Source organism: Kribbella sp. CWNU-51 (genome assembly GCF_054073265.1).
The window spans coordinates 90,279-107,438 of record NZ_JBSXMZ010000013.1; the positions used below are offsets into that span (position 1 = coordinate 90,279).

General features: G+C 67.8%; 16 protein-coding genes. 6 read left to right on the plus strand and 10 right to left on the minus strand.

Annotation, left to right across the window (positions count from 1 at the left end; all coding sequences use genetic code 11):
• Positions 1-2: 2 nt before the first annotated feature.
• Positions 3-227: a translation initiation factor IF-1 gene (infA, locus tag ACXC9Q_RS17525; protein ID WP_328519767.1), complete on the plus strand. Its 225-nt coding sequence runs from the start codon at positions 3-5 to the stop codon at positions 225-227.
• Positions 228-322: 95 nt separating this feature from the next.
• Here infA and ACXC9Q_RS17530 read toward each other — a convergent pair whose 3' ends face one another.
• The 3 genes from ACXC9Q_RS17530 to ACXC9Q_RS17540 form a co-directional block, all read right to left on the minus strand.
• On the minus strand, positions 323-1,141 hold the full coding sequence (locus ACXC9Q_RS17530) for an SCO6745 family protein (RefSeq protein ID WP_457057577.1): 819 nt from the start codon (positions 1,139-1,141) through the stop codon (positions 323-325).
• Positions 1,142-1,268: 127 nt separating this feature from the next.
• Positions 1,269-2,192 (minus strand): phosphotransferase family protein, encoded by a 924-nt coding sequence (locus ACXC9Q_RS17535; RefSeq protein ID WP_457057578.1) that lies wholly within the window; start codon positions 2,190-2,192, stop codon positions 1,269-1,271.
• A 111-nt stretch (positions 2,193-2,303) separates the two neighbouring features.
• Positions 2,304-3,080 (minus strand): phytanoyl-CoA dioxygenase family protein, encoded by a 777-nt coding sequence (locus ACXC9Q_RS17540; RefSeq protein ID WP_457057580.1) that lies wholly within the window; start codon positions 3,078-3,080, stop codon positions 2,304-2,306.
• Positions 3,081-3,400: 320 nt separating this feature from the next.
• Here ACXC9Q_RS17540 and ACXC9Q_RS17545 point away from each other — a divergent pair, with 320 nt between their 5' ends.
• Positions 3,401-3,637 (plus strand): hypothetical protein, encoded by a 237-nt coding sequence (locus ACXC9Q_RS17545; protein WP_457057581.1) that lies wholly within the window; start codon positions 3,401-3,403, stop codon positions 3,635-3,637.
• Positions 3,638-3,850: 213 nt separating this feature from the next.
• Here the strand turns inward: ACXC9Q_RS17545 and ACXC9Q_RS17550 are convergent, their stop codons facing one another.
• Positions 3,851-5,791 (minus strand): hypothetical protein, encoded by a 1,941-nt coding sequence (locus ACXC9Q_RS17550; RefSeq protein ID WP_457057583.1) that lies wholly within the window; start codon positions 5,789-5,791, stop codon positions 3,851-3,853.
• A 224-nt stretch (positions 5,792-6,015) separates the two neighbouring features.
• On the opposite strand from ACXC9Q_RS17550, the gene ACXC9Q_RS17555 reads away from it, so the two are divergent.
• On the plus strand, positions 6,016-6,747 hold the full coding sequence (locus tag ACXC9Q_RS17555) for an alpha/beta fold hydrolase (RefSeq protein WP_457057584.1): 732 nt from the start codon (positions 6,016-6,018) through the stop codon (positions 6,745-6,747).
• A gap of 39 nt (positions 6,748-6,786) precedes the next feature.
• Here the strand turns inward: ACXC9Q_RS17555 and ACXC9Q_RS17560 are convergent, their stop codons facing one another.
• The 3 genes from ACXC9Q_RS17560 to ACXC9Q_RS17570 form a co-directional block, all read right to left on the minus strand.
• Positions 6,787-7,392: a sigma-70 family RNA polymerase sigma factor gene (locus tag ACXC9Q_RS17560; protein ID WP_457057585.1), complete on the minus strand. Its 606-nt coding sequence runs from the start codon at positions 7,390-7,392 to the stop codon at positions 6,787-6,789.
• 212 nt (positions 7,393-7,604) lie between these two features.
• Entirely contained in the window at positions 7,605-9,113 is a 1,509-nt protein-coding gene (locus ACXC9Q_RS17565) for a GMC family oxidoreductase (protein ID WP_457057586.1), read from the minus strand.
• Between the two features lie 6 nt (positions 9,114-9,119).
• On the minus strand, positions 9,120-9,704 hold the full coding sequence (locus tag ACXC9Q_RS17570) for a sigma-70 family RNA polymerase sigma factor (protein ID WP_457057588.1): 585 nt from the start codon (positions 9,702-9,704) through the stop codon (positions 9,120-9,122).
• 265 nt (positions 9,705-9,969) lie between these two features.
• Here ACXC9Q_RS17570 and ACXC9Q_RS17575 point away from each other — a divergent pair, with 265 nt between their 5' ends.
• On the plus strand, positions 9,970-10,920 hold the full coding sequence (locus tag ACXC9Q_RS17575) for a serine/threonine-protein kinase (RefSeq protein WP_457057590.1): 951 nt from the start codon (positions 9,970-9,972) through the stop codon (positions 10,918-10,920).
• 8 nt (positions 10,921-10,928) lie between these two features.
• Here ACXC9Q_RS17575 and ACXC9Q_RS17580 read toward each other — a convergent pair whose 3' ends face one another.
• Both ACXC9Q_RS17580 and ACXC9Q_RS17585 read right to left on the minus strand, forming a co-directional pair.
• Positions 10,929-12,947, minus strand: a complete 2,019-nt coding sequence (locus ACXC9Q_RS17580; RefSeq protein ID WP_457057592.1) for a GAF domain-containing protein — start codon at positions 12,945-12,947, stop codon at positions 10,929-10,931.
• 96 nt (positions 12,948-13,043) lie between these two features.
• The gene (locus ACXC9Q_RS17585) at positions 13,044-14,315 is read right to left on the minus strand and encodes a GAF domain-containing sensor histidine kinase (RefSeq protein WP_457057593.1); all 1,272 of its coding nucleotides are present in this window, start codon (positions 14,313-14,315) and stop codon (positions 13,044-13,046) included.
• Between the two features lie 227 nt (positions 14,316-14,542).
• On the opposite strand from ACXC9Q_RS17585, the gene ACXC9Q_RS17590 reads away from it, so the two are divergent.
• Together ACXC9Q_RS17590 and ACXC9Q_RS17595 are read left to right on the plus strand one after the other, a co-directional pair.
• Complete coding sequence (locus ACXC9Q_RS17590; protein WP_457057595.1) at positions 14,543-14,800, plus strand: hypothetical protein; 258 nt, start codon at positions 14,543-14,545, stop codon at positions 14,798-14,800.
• Positions 14,797-16,260: an MFS transporter gene (locus tag ACXC9Q_RS17595; RefSeq protein ID WP_457057597.1), complete on the plus strand. Its 1,464-nt coding sequence runs from the start codon at positions 14,797-14,799 to the stop codon at positions 16,258-16,260. The genes ACXC9Q_RS17590 and ACXC9Q_RS17595 overlap by 4 nt, the downstream gene beginning before the upstream one ends.
• 12 nt (positions 16,261-16,272) lie before the next feature.
• Here ACXC9Q_RS17595 and ACXC9Q_RS17600 read toward each other — a convergent pair whose 3' ends face one another.
• A complete protein-coding gene (locus ACXC9Q_RS17600) occupies positions 16,273-17,148 on the minus strand; it encodes an NAD(P)-dependent oxidoreductase (RefSeq protein ID WP_457057599.1) in 876 nt (291 codons plus the stop codon).
• Positions 17,149-17,160: the final 12 nt, after the last annotated feature.

Sequence of the window (17,160 nt, forward strand, 5' to 3'; positions counted from 1 at the left end):
CAATGCCCAGAACAGCAGGCGGCATCGAAGTCGAGGGCACCGTCGTCGAGTGCCTCCGCAACGCCAACTTCCGGGTCGAACTCACCAACGGCCACCAGGTCCTCGCCCACATCAGCGGGAAGATCCGGAAGAACTACATCAAGATCCTCCCCGAGGACCGCGTCCTCGTGGAGCTCAGCCCCTACGACCTGACCCGAGGCCGGATCATCTTCCGCTACCGAACCTGACCCCACAGCTACCGCGCTCGGCAGTCCGCTGCCGAGCGCGGGTTGTCTTGGCCGATCGCCCACACCTCCCGTTCGGCGACTGGGCCTCTCAGTCGTCAACGGGCCTGTACCGCGGCGGCGATCGGCTCGAGCCCCGCGACCAGCTGGTCGAGCTCGTCCACGCTGAGCACGTCGTACGCCGGCGCCGCCAGCTCGTCGGTGAGAGCCTCGATCCGCTCCTTGGTCTCCCGGCCGGCGTCGGTGAACCCGCCGGCGGCGTTCACGAGGCCGCGGTCGCGCAGCCCGTCGACGACAGCGGCCAGCTGTGCCTTGGGTAGGTGGTGGATCCGGCCGAACTCCTCCGCCTTCATTCCGAGGGCGAGAGCCATCAGGACGTGGGCCTCGGTGCCGCCGATGCCGTGGGTGACCAGGGCGGCGTTGTGGCCGTCCCCGCGGTGCTCCCGCAGCAGCGTCGCCGCGTGCCAGAGCCTGGCCACCGGCTCCTCGGGTACGTCGAGCGTCCGGAGCCCGGCGTACAGCACTCGACCCTCAATCGGCGCGCTGACCGCTGCACGGGTGGCGAGGTCTGCGAGCCGCACCAGACCAGGGGCGTCGGCGAGCTCCCCGATCATCTGCCGCAGCGCGGCGGCGCTCCCCCGCTCGCGCACCGCGATCGCGTCCTCCGGCGTGGTCTTCCCCCAGACCCACGGGATGTGGCGCGCCACCTCGCCGTCGGCGAAGTTGTAGAAGACCGCGTGCACCACCTCGGCAGGTGCCATTCCCAGCGGCGCAGCGCGGCCCGCGAAGTATCCGTCCCAGTAATTGCGCATGCCGATGGCCAGGAACGCCTCGTTCGGCACCTCGGAGAAGGTGACGGTGGCGATCGGCTCGACGAGCTCGAACATGCGGTGGACCTTGGCCTGTGGGTGCAGCATCGTCAGTATCTCCTCTGACCGTGACAGCGCCCTTGTGGGCAGCCTCTCACCCCTAGCGACGAAGACGGTGGCCCGGATACGACATCTGCCTGCTAAGTCGCGCACCCAGCACAGACGCGGGTCAGTGTCACACGAGCAGCGTCTCGAGCTCCGGAAGTCGGCCGAACATGTCGGGTAGGCCGCGTACGCCGTTGCGCACGGACTCGTGCGACAGCGCGAGGTCAGGGCCTGTGCCCGCCTCGACACCGGCCAGGCAACGGAAGATGTTCCACCTCGTGTGCCCCAGCCAGCCGCCGATCATGAACACGAACCAGCTCGGTCCCGGCGGCGGCAGCGCTCCGCCCCCGGCAACGTAGCCGTCGAGGACCGAGCCGAAGATGGCAGGCTCGATGGTGTCAAAGCCAGGTCCCTTCGCGAGGCTCAGCGCGGTCGAGCCGAGCTCACCGGCCAGGTCGAGCATCCCCGAGAGCTCCCAGTCGAGCACCACCGGCCGACCGTCTCGAGCGAGCAGGTTCCACGGTTGGATGTCCTTGTGCGTCAGTACGACGGGGCCTGGCCGTTCGCAGGTGGCGACGAAGTGGGCAATCGCGAGCAGCGACTCGACCTGGGAGGCGAGTTCGTCAGCCCACGGCTGTCCGGTCGCCGTCGCACGCGCGGCGAGCTCGGGCCAGTCCCGTGGCGTCGGGTCCTCGAGCGAGACATCGGTCCACTCGACGTCCAGCGCGTGGAGGCGCGCGAGAATCTCACCGATCTCGAGCGCGTACGCCGCCGACACTGGTGCTTCGGGCACCTTCTCTCCCTCGACCCACCGGTGGACGAGCATGTGGTCGTTGGCCGAGATCGGCTCTGGCATCGGGATGCCGGCGGCGAAGGCCGCCCGCTCGAACCTGAACACGTCCTCGATGCGGTAGGTCCAGCGGCGGTCGACGAGGTTCAACTCCTTCACCGCGAACGACCCCTGGTCGGTATCGAGCCGGTACGTCCGGTTGGCGAACCCGCCGTGGACGCGGATCATCGGCCCGATCGGCGCACCGAGATGCGAAAGATTCACCACACGCACTCTAGGACTCGGAGTTCATCGGTGCACCGGAATTGCCCGGGATGCAGGCACCGGCCTTCCAACTCAGCGAAAGGCCGGTGCCGCGGGGAAGCGGGTCGTACGTCAGATCGGCAGCGGATCGTAGTTGGCGCCGAACGGGGCGTCCGGCCTTGCGAACTCCCCCATCAGTGCGCGCCTCAGGGGCGTGGTGCGCTCGAGGAACTCGGGGTCGTTGCTGAAACGGTCGGCCATGCGGACCCACGGCGGGCTGTAGACGTAGTGCGTTGTAAAGCGGTCGTAGTCGCCATCGTGGCGGAAGCTTCGATGCCAGACGCCGTTGTGGAACACCAGAGCAGCCCCGGCCTCGGCGCACACGACATGGCCGATCGCGACGTCGTCGTTGCGCTCACGGATTGCATCAGGTAGACCGACCCGGGAGCGGTGGCTGCCGGGAATCAGCTCCATGTTGCCCATGCCGGGCACAGTCTGATCGGTGAGCAGATACGACACGCGGAGCTGAAGCAAGGGAACCGGGAACCCCAGGTCCTTGAAGTCGAAGGCGGACGATCCGTCCTGGTGCCAACGGCCGTTCCCCGCGTGCGCCGGCTGCATGGTGTTCCAGCCGGCCTGCAGTACGAATCGGTCGCCGAGCAGACCCTGCACCTTCGGAAGGACGTCAGGATGATCGATGAGCCGCTCGAGAACCGGCTCGCTCTCGTAGGTCCGGCCGATCTGCCCGAACTCGCGGTCGCGGTTCTGGTGCAGACGCCGCGAAACGTCGTACGCCTCGGCGGCCTCGTCCTGCGTCAAGACGTTGGGAATCATGAAGTAGCCCCACGACTCGAAGATGAAGCGGTCGGTCTCGGTCAGCTGACCTTTGTCGACGACGGGATCGAGCATCACTCTGTCCTCTTCTTCACGTTGTTGGAACGGCTTCCCGGATCTGGCATCACAGCGACCAGGGAGTCGGACGCGACCATCGCCGGAAACGGGGCAAGGCGATGGGGTCCTGAGGTTCCGCATGAACCTCGTGCGGGTGCGAGCGGAGCTCGTGGCCGTCCGCCGGCATGCGGCTCGCCAGGCCATGCACGAGGTGGATGATTGCGGTCACGATCCAATTCTGACGCGAGTCGTATACCGATAAACATCCAACTCACCCAGATTGGCACCAACTCAGAACTCGTCGGCGACTCTCCCGAACGGCGGCCAGCCACAAGTCCATGACCGTGCCGACCTCGATGAACATAGTGCTCTGTGCCCGACTCGCCACGTCAGTCACAACCATCCTCGGCGGCTGCGGTTCCGACGACGGCAAGCAATCCGCACCCAGCACGAGCCAGTCCGCCACCGTTGCCAGCACCGAGGCGTCGACTGCAGACAGCAACGAACCCCAGGCCACCGCGCCGCCGGCCACGGCGCTGGACCGTGACAGTCTCCCGTACCAGCCCTCCGGGTAGACCTCGCTGAACAGCGAGTCCCCTGTGTCCAAGGACCTACTTTGTGGACGGAAGCACGAATGCCGGGACTCGCATCGTCGGCGCGGACTTGGACATTGACGATCCTTGCTGATCTCCTCCGGGTGAACCGCCCTGCCCGATCACCACGGCCAGCGACTACGACCCGCGCAAGACGTGTCCAACATTTCAACTAACTCGCGGCGCTCGTGCCCGCTAGCCGCGGGATGCGTAGTACGCCGTTTTCACTGCGACCGGGCGTGGGGCGGGGAGGCTTGTCGCGGAATCGTCGAGTTCGCCGACTCGGACAATCCAGGTCGGACGCGACTTGTCGATGTCCTGGTAGTCGTTCGAGGGGTCGGCCAGCACAACGAACTCCACTCCTTCACACCCGTAGGAGCCGACCCATCCGTCCGGACGGCCTGACCACGACCCCCCGATGCGCCGCAGACACTGTGTTCCGTCGGCGAGGACGAGACCCCACGGCTGCGGGTCACGGGTCGGCTTGACCGCAGGTACGGGCGATTGGGTCAGATCGAATCGCCTGAGCTTCTTGTCCCAGGGTGAAACGTCGCAGTAGGCATGATCGGACCCTGGCTGAATCCAGCAGACGTCGGCATTCGTCGCAACGCTGCCGCACGCATAGATGTTGTCGCTAACTGCAGACGGCGATGGATAGACGTACGCCGTGCAATCGAGCGTGAAGTCCTGAGACTCCACGGCGTATCCCGGCTTGGGCGTACCGTCTGCCCCGACAGGCTCGATCTTGATCACGGCAGTCGGAGTGGCTCGCGGAGTGAGACGGATGATGTAGACGGGGTTGCCGCCGCCGCCGAAAGTGGCGAACGAGTCCCAGATCTCCCGCCCGATCGAGACGAGCAACTGTGCCGCACTCACGATCGCCGCCACGATGGTCGACACCGCGTCGAGCAAGACGCTGGCAGGGAAGATCAGCGGACCGGACTCACTCGCCGAGACCTTGCCCATCGCGATCGCGCAGGTGCCTGCGAACGTGAAGATCTTCAGCGCGGTGTCATTGAGTTCCACCGGCTTCAGCAGGTCATCGGTGAATTGCTCGGTGTACGACTTCAAGCATTCCTGACCAGCCTTGCCCCAGCCGTCGAGCTTCGCCGGATTGGTCACGATCCCGATCAAGCGGTCGAGCCCGTTCTTCTCCAGTTCGATGCCGGCCAGCTTCGCGATCTTGGTCTCGATGTCGAGCGCGAGTCCCAGTGCCTGCAAGGCCCACGAGTAGAAGCTGATCTGAGCGATTACCTTCGCCTGGCTGCCGGTCGGCACACTGAACTCCACCGTCTTGCCGCCCTGCACCAGAATCGTTTCGTATCCAGGCCTCTCCAGTGCATTCGCGAACGTCGTCACCGCAAAGTCAGCCAGCGCGCTGAGGCTCACCCCGAAACGTTGGCCTGCGATCACCTTCCAGCTCTTGGGATAGCTGATCTGGGTGTACGTGATGCGGTTGTTGGCGATCTTGAAGACGGTCCGTCCGCCTTCGGTTCCCAGGCACCACTTCACACTGTCCCCGCTGCCGGAGGTGACCTGGAGCTTCGCCCGCGCAGCGTCCTGCCCTGTACACGCCGGCTGAGTAACACCCGCTCGACCGGTGAACCAGGTGCCGAATCGATTCGCTGCTTCCCGAGCTTCGGCGCCTATGTCGAGTCCACCAAGGAATCCGTCCGAGAAATGATCGGTCTGCGCGGTCACCGTCGTTCGACCCGGCTTCCAGTCGGTTGGGAGCCAGCGCCAGCCTCCTGCGCCGTCCTGCCAGACCACGACCGGAATCACGTTCTTGTTCCAGCGTGGAGATATGTCGAACGAGACCGTGGCGAGACCACGCAGACGTGCGCCGCCGAGGTCGACATGCACTCCTGAGCCGATCCGCTTCACTCCGGCCGCGCTCGCTGGAAGGTTCGAACTCTGGACAGCCGTCAGCCGACCCGATCCGGTCACCGCCGAGGCCGGGACCACCACCCGGAACCCGCCGACCGCTGCGGTGCCAGTTGCACCGGCACCGATCGGTACCCCAGTGACCTTGGCCTCTGGAGTCGACCTCGCACCCACCGGGTCGTGCGTGCATCCAGTCAGCCCGATCACGCAGACCGACAACAGCACCGCTACGGAGCGCGCGCACCGCATCATCTCGCATCCCCCTCAGCCACCTGCTCCGGCAGGTGCCCCCGTCTCGTCCATCGCAACAACGGCCCGCGCGTTACAGTCCGCACCGGCGTGGCCCGCTGCGCGACCTCGATTCTTCGGCTCGTCCACGTCCAACATTTGATCAACCCTCGGCCGGCGCGCTTGCAGTCCTCACAGGTCTACAGTCGCGGCATAGACAATCCGTCAGCATTGGAGCTCTGGTGAGAATGGCTGCTGAGACCCCGACGATCGTCCTGGTCCACGGTGCATGGGCCGACGCGACCGGCTTCGACGCCGAGATCCGTGCGCTGCAGAACCGCGGGTACTCGGCCATCGGGTTCGGCAACCCGCTTCGCGATCTCGCCGGCGACGCCGCCTACCTGGCCGACTTCCTGCGGACCCTGAGCGGTCCGATCGTGCTCGTCGGCCACTCCTACGGCGGCAATGTGATCTCCACCGCCGCCATCGGCAACGAGCAGGTCAAGGCGCTCGTCTACCTCAACGGCTGGATGTGCGACGTCGGCGAGAGCCAGCAGGAGCTCCTCGAAAGATTCGAAGGCAGCCTCGTGGGGCCCTCGATCCGGCCCGTTCCGTTCACCAACCCTGATAGGAGCGAGGGCGCCGACCTCTACCTCGCCCCCGAGGCCTTCCGAGAAGCCTTCGCCGCCGACGTAGATCCTGCGACGGCCGCAGTGATGGCTGCGGCACAGCGGCCCTACGCGGCCGCGGCATTCGCAGCCACGCCGTCGGTCCCGCCGGCGTGGAACACACTGCCGTGCTGGTATTTGCTCGGCACCGAGGACAAGGCGATCCCGCCGGCGCTGCAACGGTTCATGGCCGAGCGCGCCAACGCGACGATCGTGGAGGTCGCGGCTTCGCATGTCTCGTTCGTGTCCCAGCCCGAGGCCGCGACCCAACTCATCCTGCAGGCCGCCGAAGCGACAGCCGTCGCCGGCTGACCAGCGCGCTCGCCGCCGGCACACCCGCACCTCTGCGTGTCAGTGCACGCGCGCCGGCATCTCAACCGATCCGGGTAAGGCTTCGAGGTCGGCAGGACTCGGCACGGGCGCGGGCGGCCGAAGCCGCTCGCGCAAGGACTTCCGGCCACGATGCAGCCGCGACATCACGGTTCCGAGGGGAACGTCGACGATTCCGGCGATCTCCTTGTAGCTGAACCCCTCCACGTCGAACAGGAGAACCACCCGCCGATAACGCTCGGGCAGGGCGGTCAGCGCCTCCTGGAGCCGCTGGGCGGGGATCGCGTCGATGACGACACTCTCGGCGGAAGCCTCGACGGCGGGCCGGAAGCCCTTGCGGTGCCAGGAATCCTCGGGCACTGTCCTCGGTTCGAGCAGTTGCTTGCGGTAGGTGTTGAAGAACGTGTTGCGAAGGATCCGGAACAGCCATCCGGTCAGGTTCGTCCCGGGCTGGAACCCGGAGAAGCCTCGGTAAGCGCGAAGGTACGTCTCCTGCAGCAAGTCCTCCGCATCGGTGGGATTCCCGGTCAGCCGCACGGCAGCGCCGTACAGACGAGGACGAAGCGGAACGGCCTCGGCTTCGAAGCGGTCCTTCAGCTCCTGGCGGCAGCGGAGTGATGTCACCATCAGAGCATCGCGCGGAAGAACGGTGTTGCCGTCGACGTCAGCCCCCAACCCACGGTCCTGCTGGCGAGAAACCCGACCCACCTGCTGGCAGGAACGGCCCGAACACGGCCATGGACGAGGTCGCGACGAGAGGCCAGCCACAACGTTGCGTCAGGCAACAGCAGTCGTGCACCGCGGTCGGCTCTGATGAGAGGACGGCTCTGCATCGCTGGTCACCAACGGATGAGTTCCGCTGCTCGCTCGGCGATCGCGAAGACGGTCGCGTTGGTGTTGGCGGAGATCGGCGACGGCATCACGGATGCGTCGGCGACTCGCAGGTTCCTGATGCCGTGCACGCGCAGGCTCGTGTCGACCACGGACTGCTCATCGGTACCGATCGCGCAGGTTCCGCCATAGTGCGAGTAGCTGCGAAGGTTGGTCCGGGCGTAGTTCCGCAGGTCTTCGGTGTCCCGCACATCGGGCCCGGGTTGCGCTTCAGTACCGCACCAAGGCGACAACGCCGGCGCGGAACCGATGTCGCGGGCGATGCGCAGTCCGGCGACCACGATGTCGACGTCGCGCTCGTCGGTGTAGTACGCGGGATCGATCACCGGGTGTGCACCAGGATCGATGCTCGCCAAGCGAACGGAACCGCGGCTGTACGGCGCCATCAGCGAGACCATGATGGCGTAGCCGTCACCGATGCCGGGGCCCGGCAACGAGTCGGCGCGCAGCGGAACGTCCACGAACATGATCTGGGCGTCCGGGCCGTGCGCGCCGATACCGGTGCTCAGCAGACCCTGGACCTCGCCGTGGTTGTTGACTCCCTGCGGCACCGGCCGGGCGGATTGGTAAACCAGGCTGCACATCGGATGGTCGTGCAGGTTGGCGCCGACACCGGGCAGGTCCGCAACCACTTCGATACCGAGGCCTCGCAGATGGTCGGCCGGCCCGAGCCCGGACACCATCAACAGTTGCGGCGTACCGACCGCCCCCGCGGTGAGCAGGACCTCTTCCGAGCAGTCGGCGACGAAGGTCTCGGCGCCGACGCGATACTCGACTCCCCGGCATCCGTCGTCGTCCATCAGCAGCCTTGTCACCAGCGCGTCCGTGACCACCTCGAGATTCGGCCGGCCGAGGACCGGGGTGAGATAGGCGTCGGCCGCGCTCTGGCGCCGGCCGTCGACGATGCTCAGGTCGCACCAGCCGAAGCCCTCTTCCAGGCCACCGCTGATGTCTCGCGCCATCGGGTATCCGGCCTGACCGGCGGCCGCGAGCCCGGCCTCCGCGATGGGATGCCGCTGGACGGCGGGACCAGGCGTGAGCGGGCCGCCGGCACCGCGCAGCGCGGGATCGCGACCTTCGGTGTGTTCGCTGCGTTTGAAGGCCGGCAGCAAGTCGTCGAAACCCCAGCCCTTCGCACCGGCCGTGACCCAGGCGTCGTAACTGGATCGATGCCCACGCACGAAGTTCATCGCGTTGATCGACGAGGACCCGCCCAGCCCGCGGCCACGCGGCCACGCCACAGGGGCGCCGGTCGCTTGCTGAGGCACGGTCTGATCAGCCCAGTCGGCCGTGGATCCCATCAGGCTGGGCCACGCCGGCGGGATCGCCATCGAGTCCAGCTCCCGCGCACCACCCGCCTCGAGCAGCAACACCCGTGCGCTGCCCTCTGACAACCGTGCAGCCAGCACGCAACCCGCCGTACCACCGCCGACCACCACGTAGTCATAACTTCGCATTGCAGCTCATCCGCCCATCTCTGGTCCGAACAGCGCTTCTCGGCCACCGATCGCGGCGCGGACCGCGCGCAAGGCGTAGTACGACCTGGACTTCACCGTGCCAGGCGGTACGCCGAGCTCCCGGGCGGCCTCCGCGACAGTTCGGCCCTGGTAGTACAGCTCCTCGATGACCTCGCGGTGTTCGGCCGACACCTGGTCCAGCGCCTCGAGGATCAGCAGTGTGTTCACCACCGAGTCGGAATGATCTGTGCCGACCGAGCTGTGCTCATCCACCTGCGCGACTTCTACTGGACGGACGGCTCTGGCCCGAGCCCGATCGGTGACGATGTTCCGCGCCACCTTCAGGAGCCAGGCCCGGATCGAGCCCGTGCCCTCGACGAGGCTGGCCGCATGTTTCCAGGCGCGGAGCAGGGTTTCCTGGACGACGTCCTCGGCCGCGGCACGATCGCCCGTCAGCTGGGTGGCGTACCTGAGCACGCTGGGACCGTGCTCCGCATAGAGCACGCGGATCAGCGCGTCGGCCGGCTCCGGGCGGCGGTGTGGTTCCGCCGCCGTTCTCCCGGACCCGGTTGTCGCGGTCGATCGTGCCATCTGCGATTCCTCCAAGGCGGCCTGCGAAGCCGCGCGCCGTCGCGCACCAAGGCCATGCGCCTCATGCGAGGTTTCTCCTTGATCTGTTGAGCTTTCGATACCCTTTGTACGGCCGATTCGGCAGCCGGGTTCGCCGGGCGGAGCAGGATTGCGGCTGACACCCAGCGCGGGGTTACTGCTATCCGGTACAGGTACTGCCAGCTGGTACGGGCGATTGGCGTCCGCCGGGACGACATGACGCCTCGATGCGCGCACGGTTGGCCCTATGACGGCTCTCGCTGAACTTCCGAACCGAGACGCAGGTGTCAGCCCAGCCCGTCGTCTTGCGAGCCTGACGGAGAGCACGGTGCCGGTCGGGCCGGCCATTCGAACTTCCGGCCGGGTCCGTCGGTCGGCGAAGGCTTCGTCCGGACGACTTGTCGCAGGTCGATACCGGCTCCAGTCGCTCCTGGGAAGGGGTGGCATGGGACGGGTCTGGCTGGCAGAGGACGAGCTGCTGCGCCGACCGGTTGCCCTCAAGCAATACCTCACCGTCGGCGCACAGTCGGAGGACGCGAATCGGGCGGCCCGGACGCGCGCGCTCAACGAGGCACGCACGGCGGCGCGGGTCAACCATGGCGGAGTGGTCCGCGTGCATGACGTCGTGCGAGACAACGGCCTCCCCTGGATCGCGATGGAACCGCTGTCAGGCCGAACGCTGGCAGAGACGCTCGCGGGCGAAGGGCCGCTGTCGATCGACCGGGTGACCGACCTCGCGTTGCGACTGCTCGACACGCTGAAGGCCGTCCACCGGGCGGGCGTCGTCCATCGCGATGTCAAACCCGCCAATGTGCAACTGTGTGACGACGACCGGGTGGTGCTGACCGACTTCGGCATCGCCTGCATGGCGGACGAGGAACTCGACAGTCCCCGGGGGGCTCTCGAAGGTAGCCCGGCGTTCATCTCCCCCGAGCAACTCCGTGGCGACAGGCCGGCACCGGAGTCTGACCTCTTCTCGCTCGGCGCGACACTGTACGCCGTCGTCGAGGGCAGACCACCTTTCGCCAAGACCGACGTCATGGCGACGCTGACCGCCGTTGTCGAAGCCCCTCCGAGGCCATCGTCACGCGCCGGCCGACTGGGGCCGGTCATCGCGGGACTGCTCGCCAAGGAGGCTGCGCGACGGCTCACCGCGGACGCCGCACAGGCCGCCATCCTCGAGCTCCGACGGTTGTGAGCAGTCGGTCAGCTGGGTTCCGGCGGTCGGCTTTGTGGAGCCGTGTCGCCCGGTCGCTCGAGCGGAAGCGAGACGTCGATCACCGTGCCGTGTCCCACGGGGCTGACGACGTCGATCGACCCGCCGAGAGCCTCCACCCTGTCGCGCAACCCGACCAGCCCCGATCCGCCGCGCGGCTCGGCGCCGCCGGCGCCGTTGTCCCGGACCCGCAGCCGCAGCGCGCCGGCCAACTCCTCGAGGGAGACTTCCGCGCGCGACGCGTCAGCGTGCTTGGCCATGTTGGTGAGTGCCTCGGACACGACGTAGTACGTCGCCACCTCGATCGGTGGCGGATACCGGGACCGCGTCCCCACGTTCAGGTCGACCGGGGCGGCCGCGCGGCGGGCCAGAGTCCGCAACGCCGGACCGAGGCCACCCTCGGCCAGGACCGCAGGATGAATGCCACGAGCTATCTCGCGCAACTCGTCAACCACCTCGGTGAGGTCGACGGCGGCCTGGCCGATCCCGGCCCGGAGCGTCGGCAGATAGCCAGGGACCGCGGCCTGCGCGAGGCGTAGTTCGAGCGCGAGCGACACCAGCCGTTGCTGCGCTCCATCGTGCAGGTCCCGCTCCAGGCGGCGCCGCATGTCGTCTCCGGCGGCGATCACCCGCGCGCGGGACGCCCTGAGCTGCGCCTGGCTGTCCGCGTTCGCGATGGCGGTGGCGACGATCTCGGTGAACTCGACCATCCGCTGCTCGGTGGCCAGGGGAAAGGGGTCACGTCGCGACGCGATGCTGATGCCACCCCAGCAGCGGCGCTCGACGATGATCGGACTGCCGACCGCCGACTTGATACCCCAATCGCGGAGGAACGGCGGTAGGCGCTGCCGCTGTGCGTCGTCCACGTCGTACCGGGCGGACTGACCGGTCGCCTGCACTGACGCGATCGCCGAAGGCGATTCCGGCCTCCAGCGCTCACCTATCCGCAGCTCGCCCTCGCCGATGCCACGGCTTCCCATCAGTGTCGCCGTTCCGTCCGGCTCGAACCGGAAGATCCCGGTGATGTCCGCGTCCGTCAGCTGACCGAGCTCCTCTGCCACCGCGGCGAACACCAGGTCGGGTGCACCCCCACGCGCGACCAGTGTCGCGACCCGCCGCAACGCGGCCTGTTCATCCGCCATGCGGCGCAGCTCGGCGCGTGCTTCGGTGTTCTCGATAGCGGTGGCCACCAGCTCCGTGAAGCGGGCGATCTGTGACTCCGTGTTCGCCGCGAACGGTTCATCGCTCCTCCTCGAGGCGGCGATCACCCCCCACACCTGCCCGGCGACCATGATCGGACAGCCGACCGACGAGCGGATGCCGAGCGCACGCGCCTCGCTCGCGATCTCCCCGGTGGCACCCGCGAAGCTGTCGAGCCGGACCGGCTTGCCGGTCTGCCGCACATCGCTGGCCACACTCAGCCCGTCCAGGTTGAACCGCGTACCGACAGTGAGCTGGGCCGGCACCCTGCTCCAGGCGGCGACGCCGATCACGGTCCCGTCCGCCTCGTAGCGCTCCATCCGGGCCAGGTCGGCTCCGAACAAGAGCCCTACCTCCCGGGTGACCGCCTCGAAGACCACCTTCGGCGCATCGGACTCCGCGACCAGCGTCGCGATCCGCCGCAAGGCGGACTGAGCTGTGATCAGGCGCTTCGATCTCAATGCCGCCCGCCGTGACCGCGCCGCCAGCTCGGCCACCACTACCGCCGTCACCAGAAACACGCCGAGCGCCACCACGTTCCGGGAGTCGGCGATCAAGACCGAACCTTCAGGTGGCAGAAGAAACGCGAAGACCACGACGCTGACAACCGAGGTGATCGCCGCCCAGCGAGCTCCCCAGACCACGGCAATCGGCAGCACGGCGAGCAGGTACAGGACCAGCAGACTCAGCACAGGGACGTACAGCTTCAGCAGCGCGACGACGCCCGTGACCGCCGCTACCAGAGCAACGCTGACCAGCAACCCATGCAACCAGCGCGGGCCGGGCAGATTCAGTCGGGTCGGTGCCATCACATCGGTTCCCTCGCCACCTGCCGACGGACGCATACGCAGCAGACCGCCGACCTGTTCGATTGTGTCACCAGTCCAGGTGGGCCGCTGGGCGATCTACTCGCTGGGTTCGCTCGCGGCGGGAACGGGAAGGTCGCAGGTCACCGACGTGCCGTGATCCGGTGGGCTGTGTACGTCGAAGGTCCCGCCGAGCGCCTCGATCCGGTCCTTCAGCCCGACCAGGCCCGAGCCCCGACGGGAGTCGGCCCCGCCGATACCGTCGTCGCGCACGTGCACCCGGAGTCTGCCCCCGGACGCCTCGACGTTCACCTCGACCACCGAGGCGCGCGCATGTTTCGCAGCGTTGGTGAGCATCTCCGAGACCACGTAGTACACGCCCACTTCGACCGGCTCGGGGAGTCGGCCGGCGACCCGTACGTCAACCGTGGCCGGGACGGCCGAACGCCGCGCGAGCGCACGCAGCGCGGGGCGCAGTCCCGACTCGGTCAGGATCGCCGGGTGGATGCCACGGGAGATTTCCCGCAGGTCGTCGATCACGTCCATGATCTCCTCGGCTACCTCCGCGATCTCGCTACCGACTCCCCGGGTCTCGCTGGACGCCACTGCCGAACGCAGCCTGAGTGCCAGCGCGACCAGGCGTTGCTGCGCGCCGTCGTGGAGGTCGCGCTCGATCCGCCGGCGGGCCTCGTCCGACGCGGCGACGATCCGCGCGCGAGACGACATCAGCTCGGCCCGGCTCTGGGCATTCGCGACTGCTGTCGCGACCAGGTCGGTGAACTCCGTCATGCGCTGCTCGGTGTGGGGCGGCAGTGGCCCGCTCGCCGAGCCGACGGCGATCATCCCCCACACCCGGCCATGGACGTGGACCGGCATCGCGACCGCGGCGAGCAGTCCCTCGCGGACGTAGGGCTCGCCACCCTCGATGGCGCGGTAGTCATCGATCCTGGCCGGCCGGCCAGTGCGCAGGAGGGTCTCGGTCAGCCCGTTCGGCGGATAGCCTTCCCAGCGCTCACCGACCCGCACATGAGGACCCGCTGTGCCCTCGTTGGCGACGACCGTCGCGGTCCCGTCGAGCTCGAACCTGATCATTCTGGCCGTGTCATGACCGAAATGCCGCAGGACCTCCCTGGTCACGGCTGCAAACAGGACTTCGGGCGGTTCCCCCCGCGCGACCAGCATGGCCAGGCGGCGCAATGCCGCCTGCGTCTCCAACAGGTCGCGCAGCTTCTGCTCGGCCTGAGCGTTGGCGATCGCCGTCGCGGCGAGCTCCTCGGCGAGCTGACGCAACCGCGCCGGACTGTGCGGATCACGACCTGTCCGCGGGTCTAGGGCACGATCCGCGTCGGCTCCAGAGTCCGGCGCGTTCACAAGCCGACGGTAGCCCTTTGCCGAGAAGGAGGGTAGCCAGGCCACCCAGCTAGCAGGGATGCGGCCCCCCTCTTGGCCAGCACTCTGAATTGCCGCTGGCGGCGATGCCCGCGGGCCATCCGAAGGCGAATCCTGGTCACCGTGGACAAGCGGACCGAAACTTCGCGCCGGGTTGGCCTTCAGCTCGGCACTTCATCAGATTGCCGTCGCCCGAGGGGTGGTCAGGGATGACGTCTGAGGCAACGACACGGCCGGTCTGGCTGAAGATCTGGCAGTCCGAGCGCCAGGGGTCCGTGATGCCGTCCGCCATAGCGATCTACCGGTCGGTCGAGATGCACGTGGCGTCCAAGGCTGGCGTCGCGCTGACCATCCAGCAACTCCGCCAGGCCGCGGTCTACACAGTGCGGTACGACGAGGAGAGCGACCGCCTGCTGCACGAGGTGTTCGCGCCGTACGGCATCCCCTATCGGCAGCCGACCGCATGAGCGCCGTGGACGCGATGGCCGCATCGCCGGCGACCGGCCATCCGCTGCGCTGGCGGACCTTGGCGGTCACTCAGCTCGCCGCGTTCATGGCACTGCTCGACGTCAGCATCGTCAACGTGGCGCTGCCGTCCATCGAACGAGGGCTCGGTGTCTCGGCCGGAGCCGCGCAGTGGGTGGTGTCCGGGTACGCGCTCAGCTTCGGGCTGGCGCTCGTACCGGCCGGTCGGCTCGGCGACGCGCTGGGCCGGCGCCGGATGTTCATGATCGCCCTGGCAGCGTTCGTGCTGACCAGCGCTCTCACCGGTGCGGCACCGACCATTGGTCTGTTGATCGCCGCACGGCTGCTGCAAGGGGTCACCGGCGGCATGCTGGTGCCGCAGAACTCCGGCTTGATCCAGGAACTCTTCCAGGGAGCCGAGCGGGGCAGGGCGTTCGGCATCCTCGGTGCCACAGTCGGACTCGCCACGGCGACCGGACCGGTGGTCGGCGGCCTGATCATCACGCTGATCGCCGGGCCGGATGCTTGGCGCTGGGTGTTCTACGTCAACGTACCGATCGGCCTGGTCGCCCTGCTGCTCGCCGCACGGTGGGTCCCGGCTCGCTCGGGAGGCGAACGCCGCAAGCCCGATCTGGATCTGATCGGTTCACTGCTGCTCGGTGCGGGCATACTCTGCCTGCTGCTCCCGGCGGTGGAAGCCGCGGGCAACGGTCTGCGCCATGATTGGTGGCTGTTCGTGGTAGCCGTACTGCTGCTCGCCGTCTTCGCCTGGTGGGAGTTACACACCGTACGCCGGGGCCGCGAGCCGGTGCTCGATCCACGGCTGGCGCATACTCCGGGCTTCGCCGCCGGCTCGATCATCGGCCTGGTCTACTTCATCGGCTTCACCGGCATCTGGCTTGTGCTCGCACTGTTCTACCAGGACGGGTTCGGATACTCACCGCTGCGCTCCGGCTTGGCAGTGACTCCGTTCGCGATCGGGGTCGCGGTGTCCGCGGCGATCGCCGGACGCCTGGTCTCGAGATTCGGTCGCCTGCTGACCGTGGCAGGTCTGACCGCGACGGTTGCCGGACTGGTGACGACCGCGCTCCTGCTGCGGCACGTCGGTGGCGACGCCGCGCAATGGGCGACCGCCGGACCGTTACTGGTCGCCGGAATCGGCGGCGGCATGGTCACCTCCCCCAACATCACGCTGTCTCTGCAGAACGTTCCGGTACGGATGGCCGGCGCGGCAGGTGGTGCGCTGCAGACCGCTCAACGGATCGGCTCGGCGATCGGCACCGCCGTACTGGCGACGATCTTCTACCGCGTCCTGATGAGCTCACACCACGACTATCCGACGGCGGTGTCCGAGGCGCTGTTGAGCGCCTCGGGGCTCATGGTCGTGGCCCTGCTGATAGCCATCGTCGACCTCGTCCGGCACCACCGACCTGGTGTCGCAGGCCGCAGATCGAAGGAGTGATCGCGGCTGTGGTCATACCGGACGTCCTCCCCCGTCCGAGGTGATGGTGGGGATCACCGCCGAATAGTCGAGGTCGCCCGCGCCGGCCACGGCAGCCTCCTCGAGCCAGTCACGAGACGCCGCCGCCACCTCCAGCCGCCGGCCGTTCTGCTCGGCGATCTCGATGACCAGGTTGAGATCCTTGAGAGCCAGGCTGAGCTTGAAGTTGGCAGGGTAGGTGCCGGATTCGACGTTGGCGCGTTTAGCCTCGACCGTGCCCGCGATCGGGGTGTCACTCAGTACGTCGAGTACGACGGAACGCTCCAGCCCGAAGTCGTCCCCAAGGGCGAGGGCTTCGCCGAAGGCGGCGATGGCCGCGCCGAGCGTGGAGTTCACGACAACCTTGGTGGCGGCGCCCGCTCCCAGCCCGCCGACGTGGTGGAGCGTGCCGAGTGGCGTGAGGATCCGCTCCACGCGCTCGAAGTCGGAAGGGTCCGCGCCGACGTAGATGGCCAGCCGGCCCGTGGTGGCCTGGGGAACGCTGCCCCGCACGGGTGCGTCGACCATGGCAACGCCGTCTGGCAAGCGCGATGCGACCGAGCGCACCGCGTCCGGACCCACCGTCGACATGTCGATGAGCAACTGCCCTGGTGCCAGCGCCGCGGCCACGCCGTTCTCGCCGAACACGACCTGCTCGAGCGCGTCCGCGTTGGTCACCATGGTGATCGCGGCATCGACACCCGCGATCGCCTCCATCGGCGTCGATGCGGCAGTAGCGCCGTGGTCGGTCAGCGGTTTGGTCTTCGCAGCGGTTCTGTTCCACACGGTCACGTCATGACCGGCCTCGAGCAACCGAGTGGCCATGGGTGTGCCCATCAGACCGAGACCGATGAATGCCAGCTTCGCCATTGTGTTCTCCTC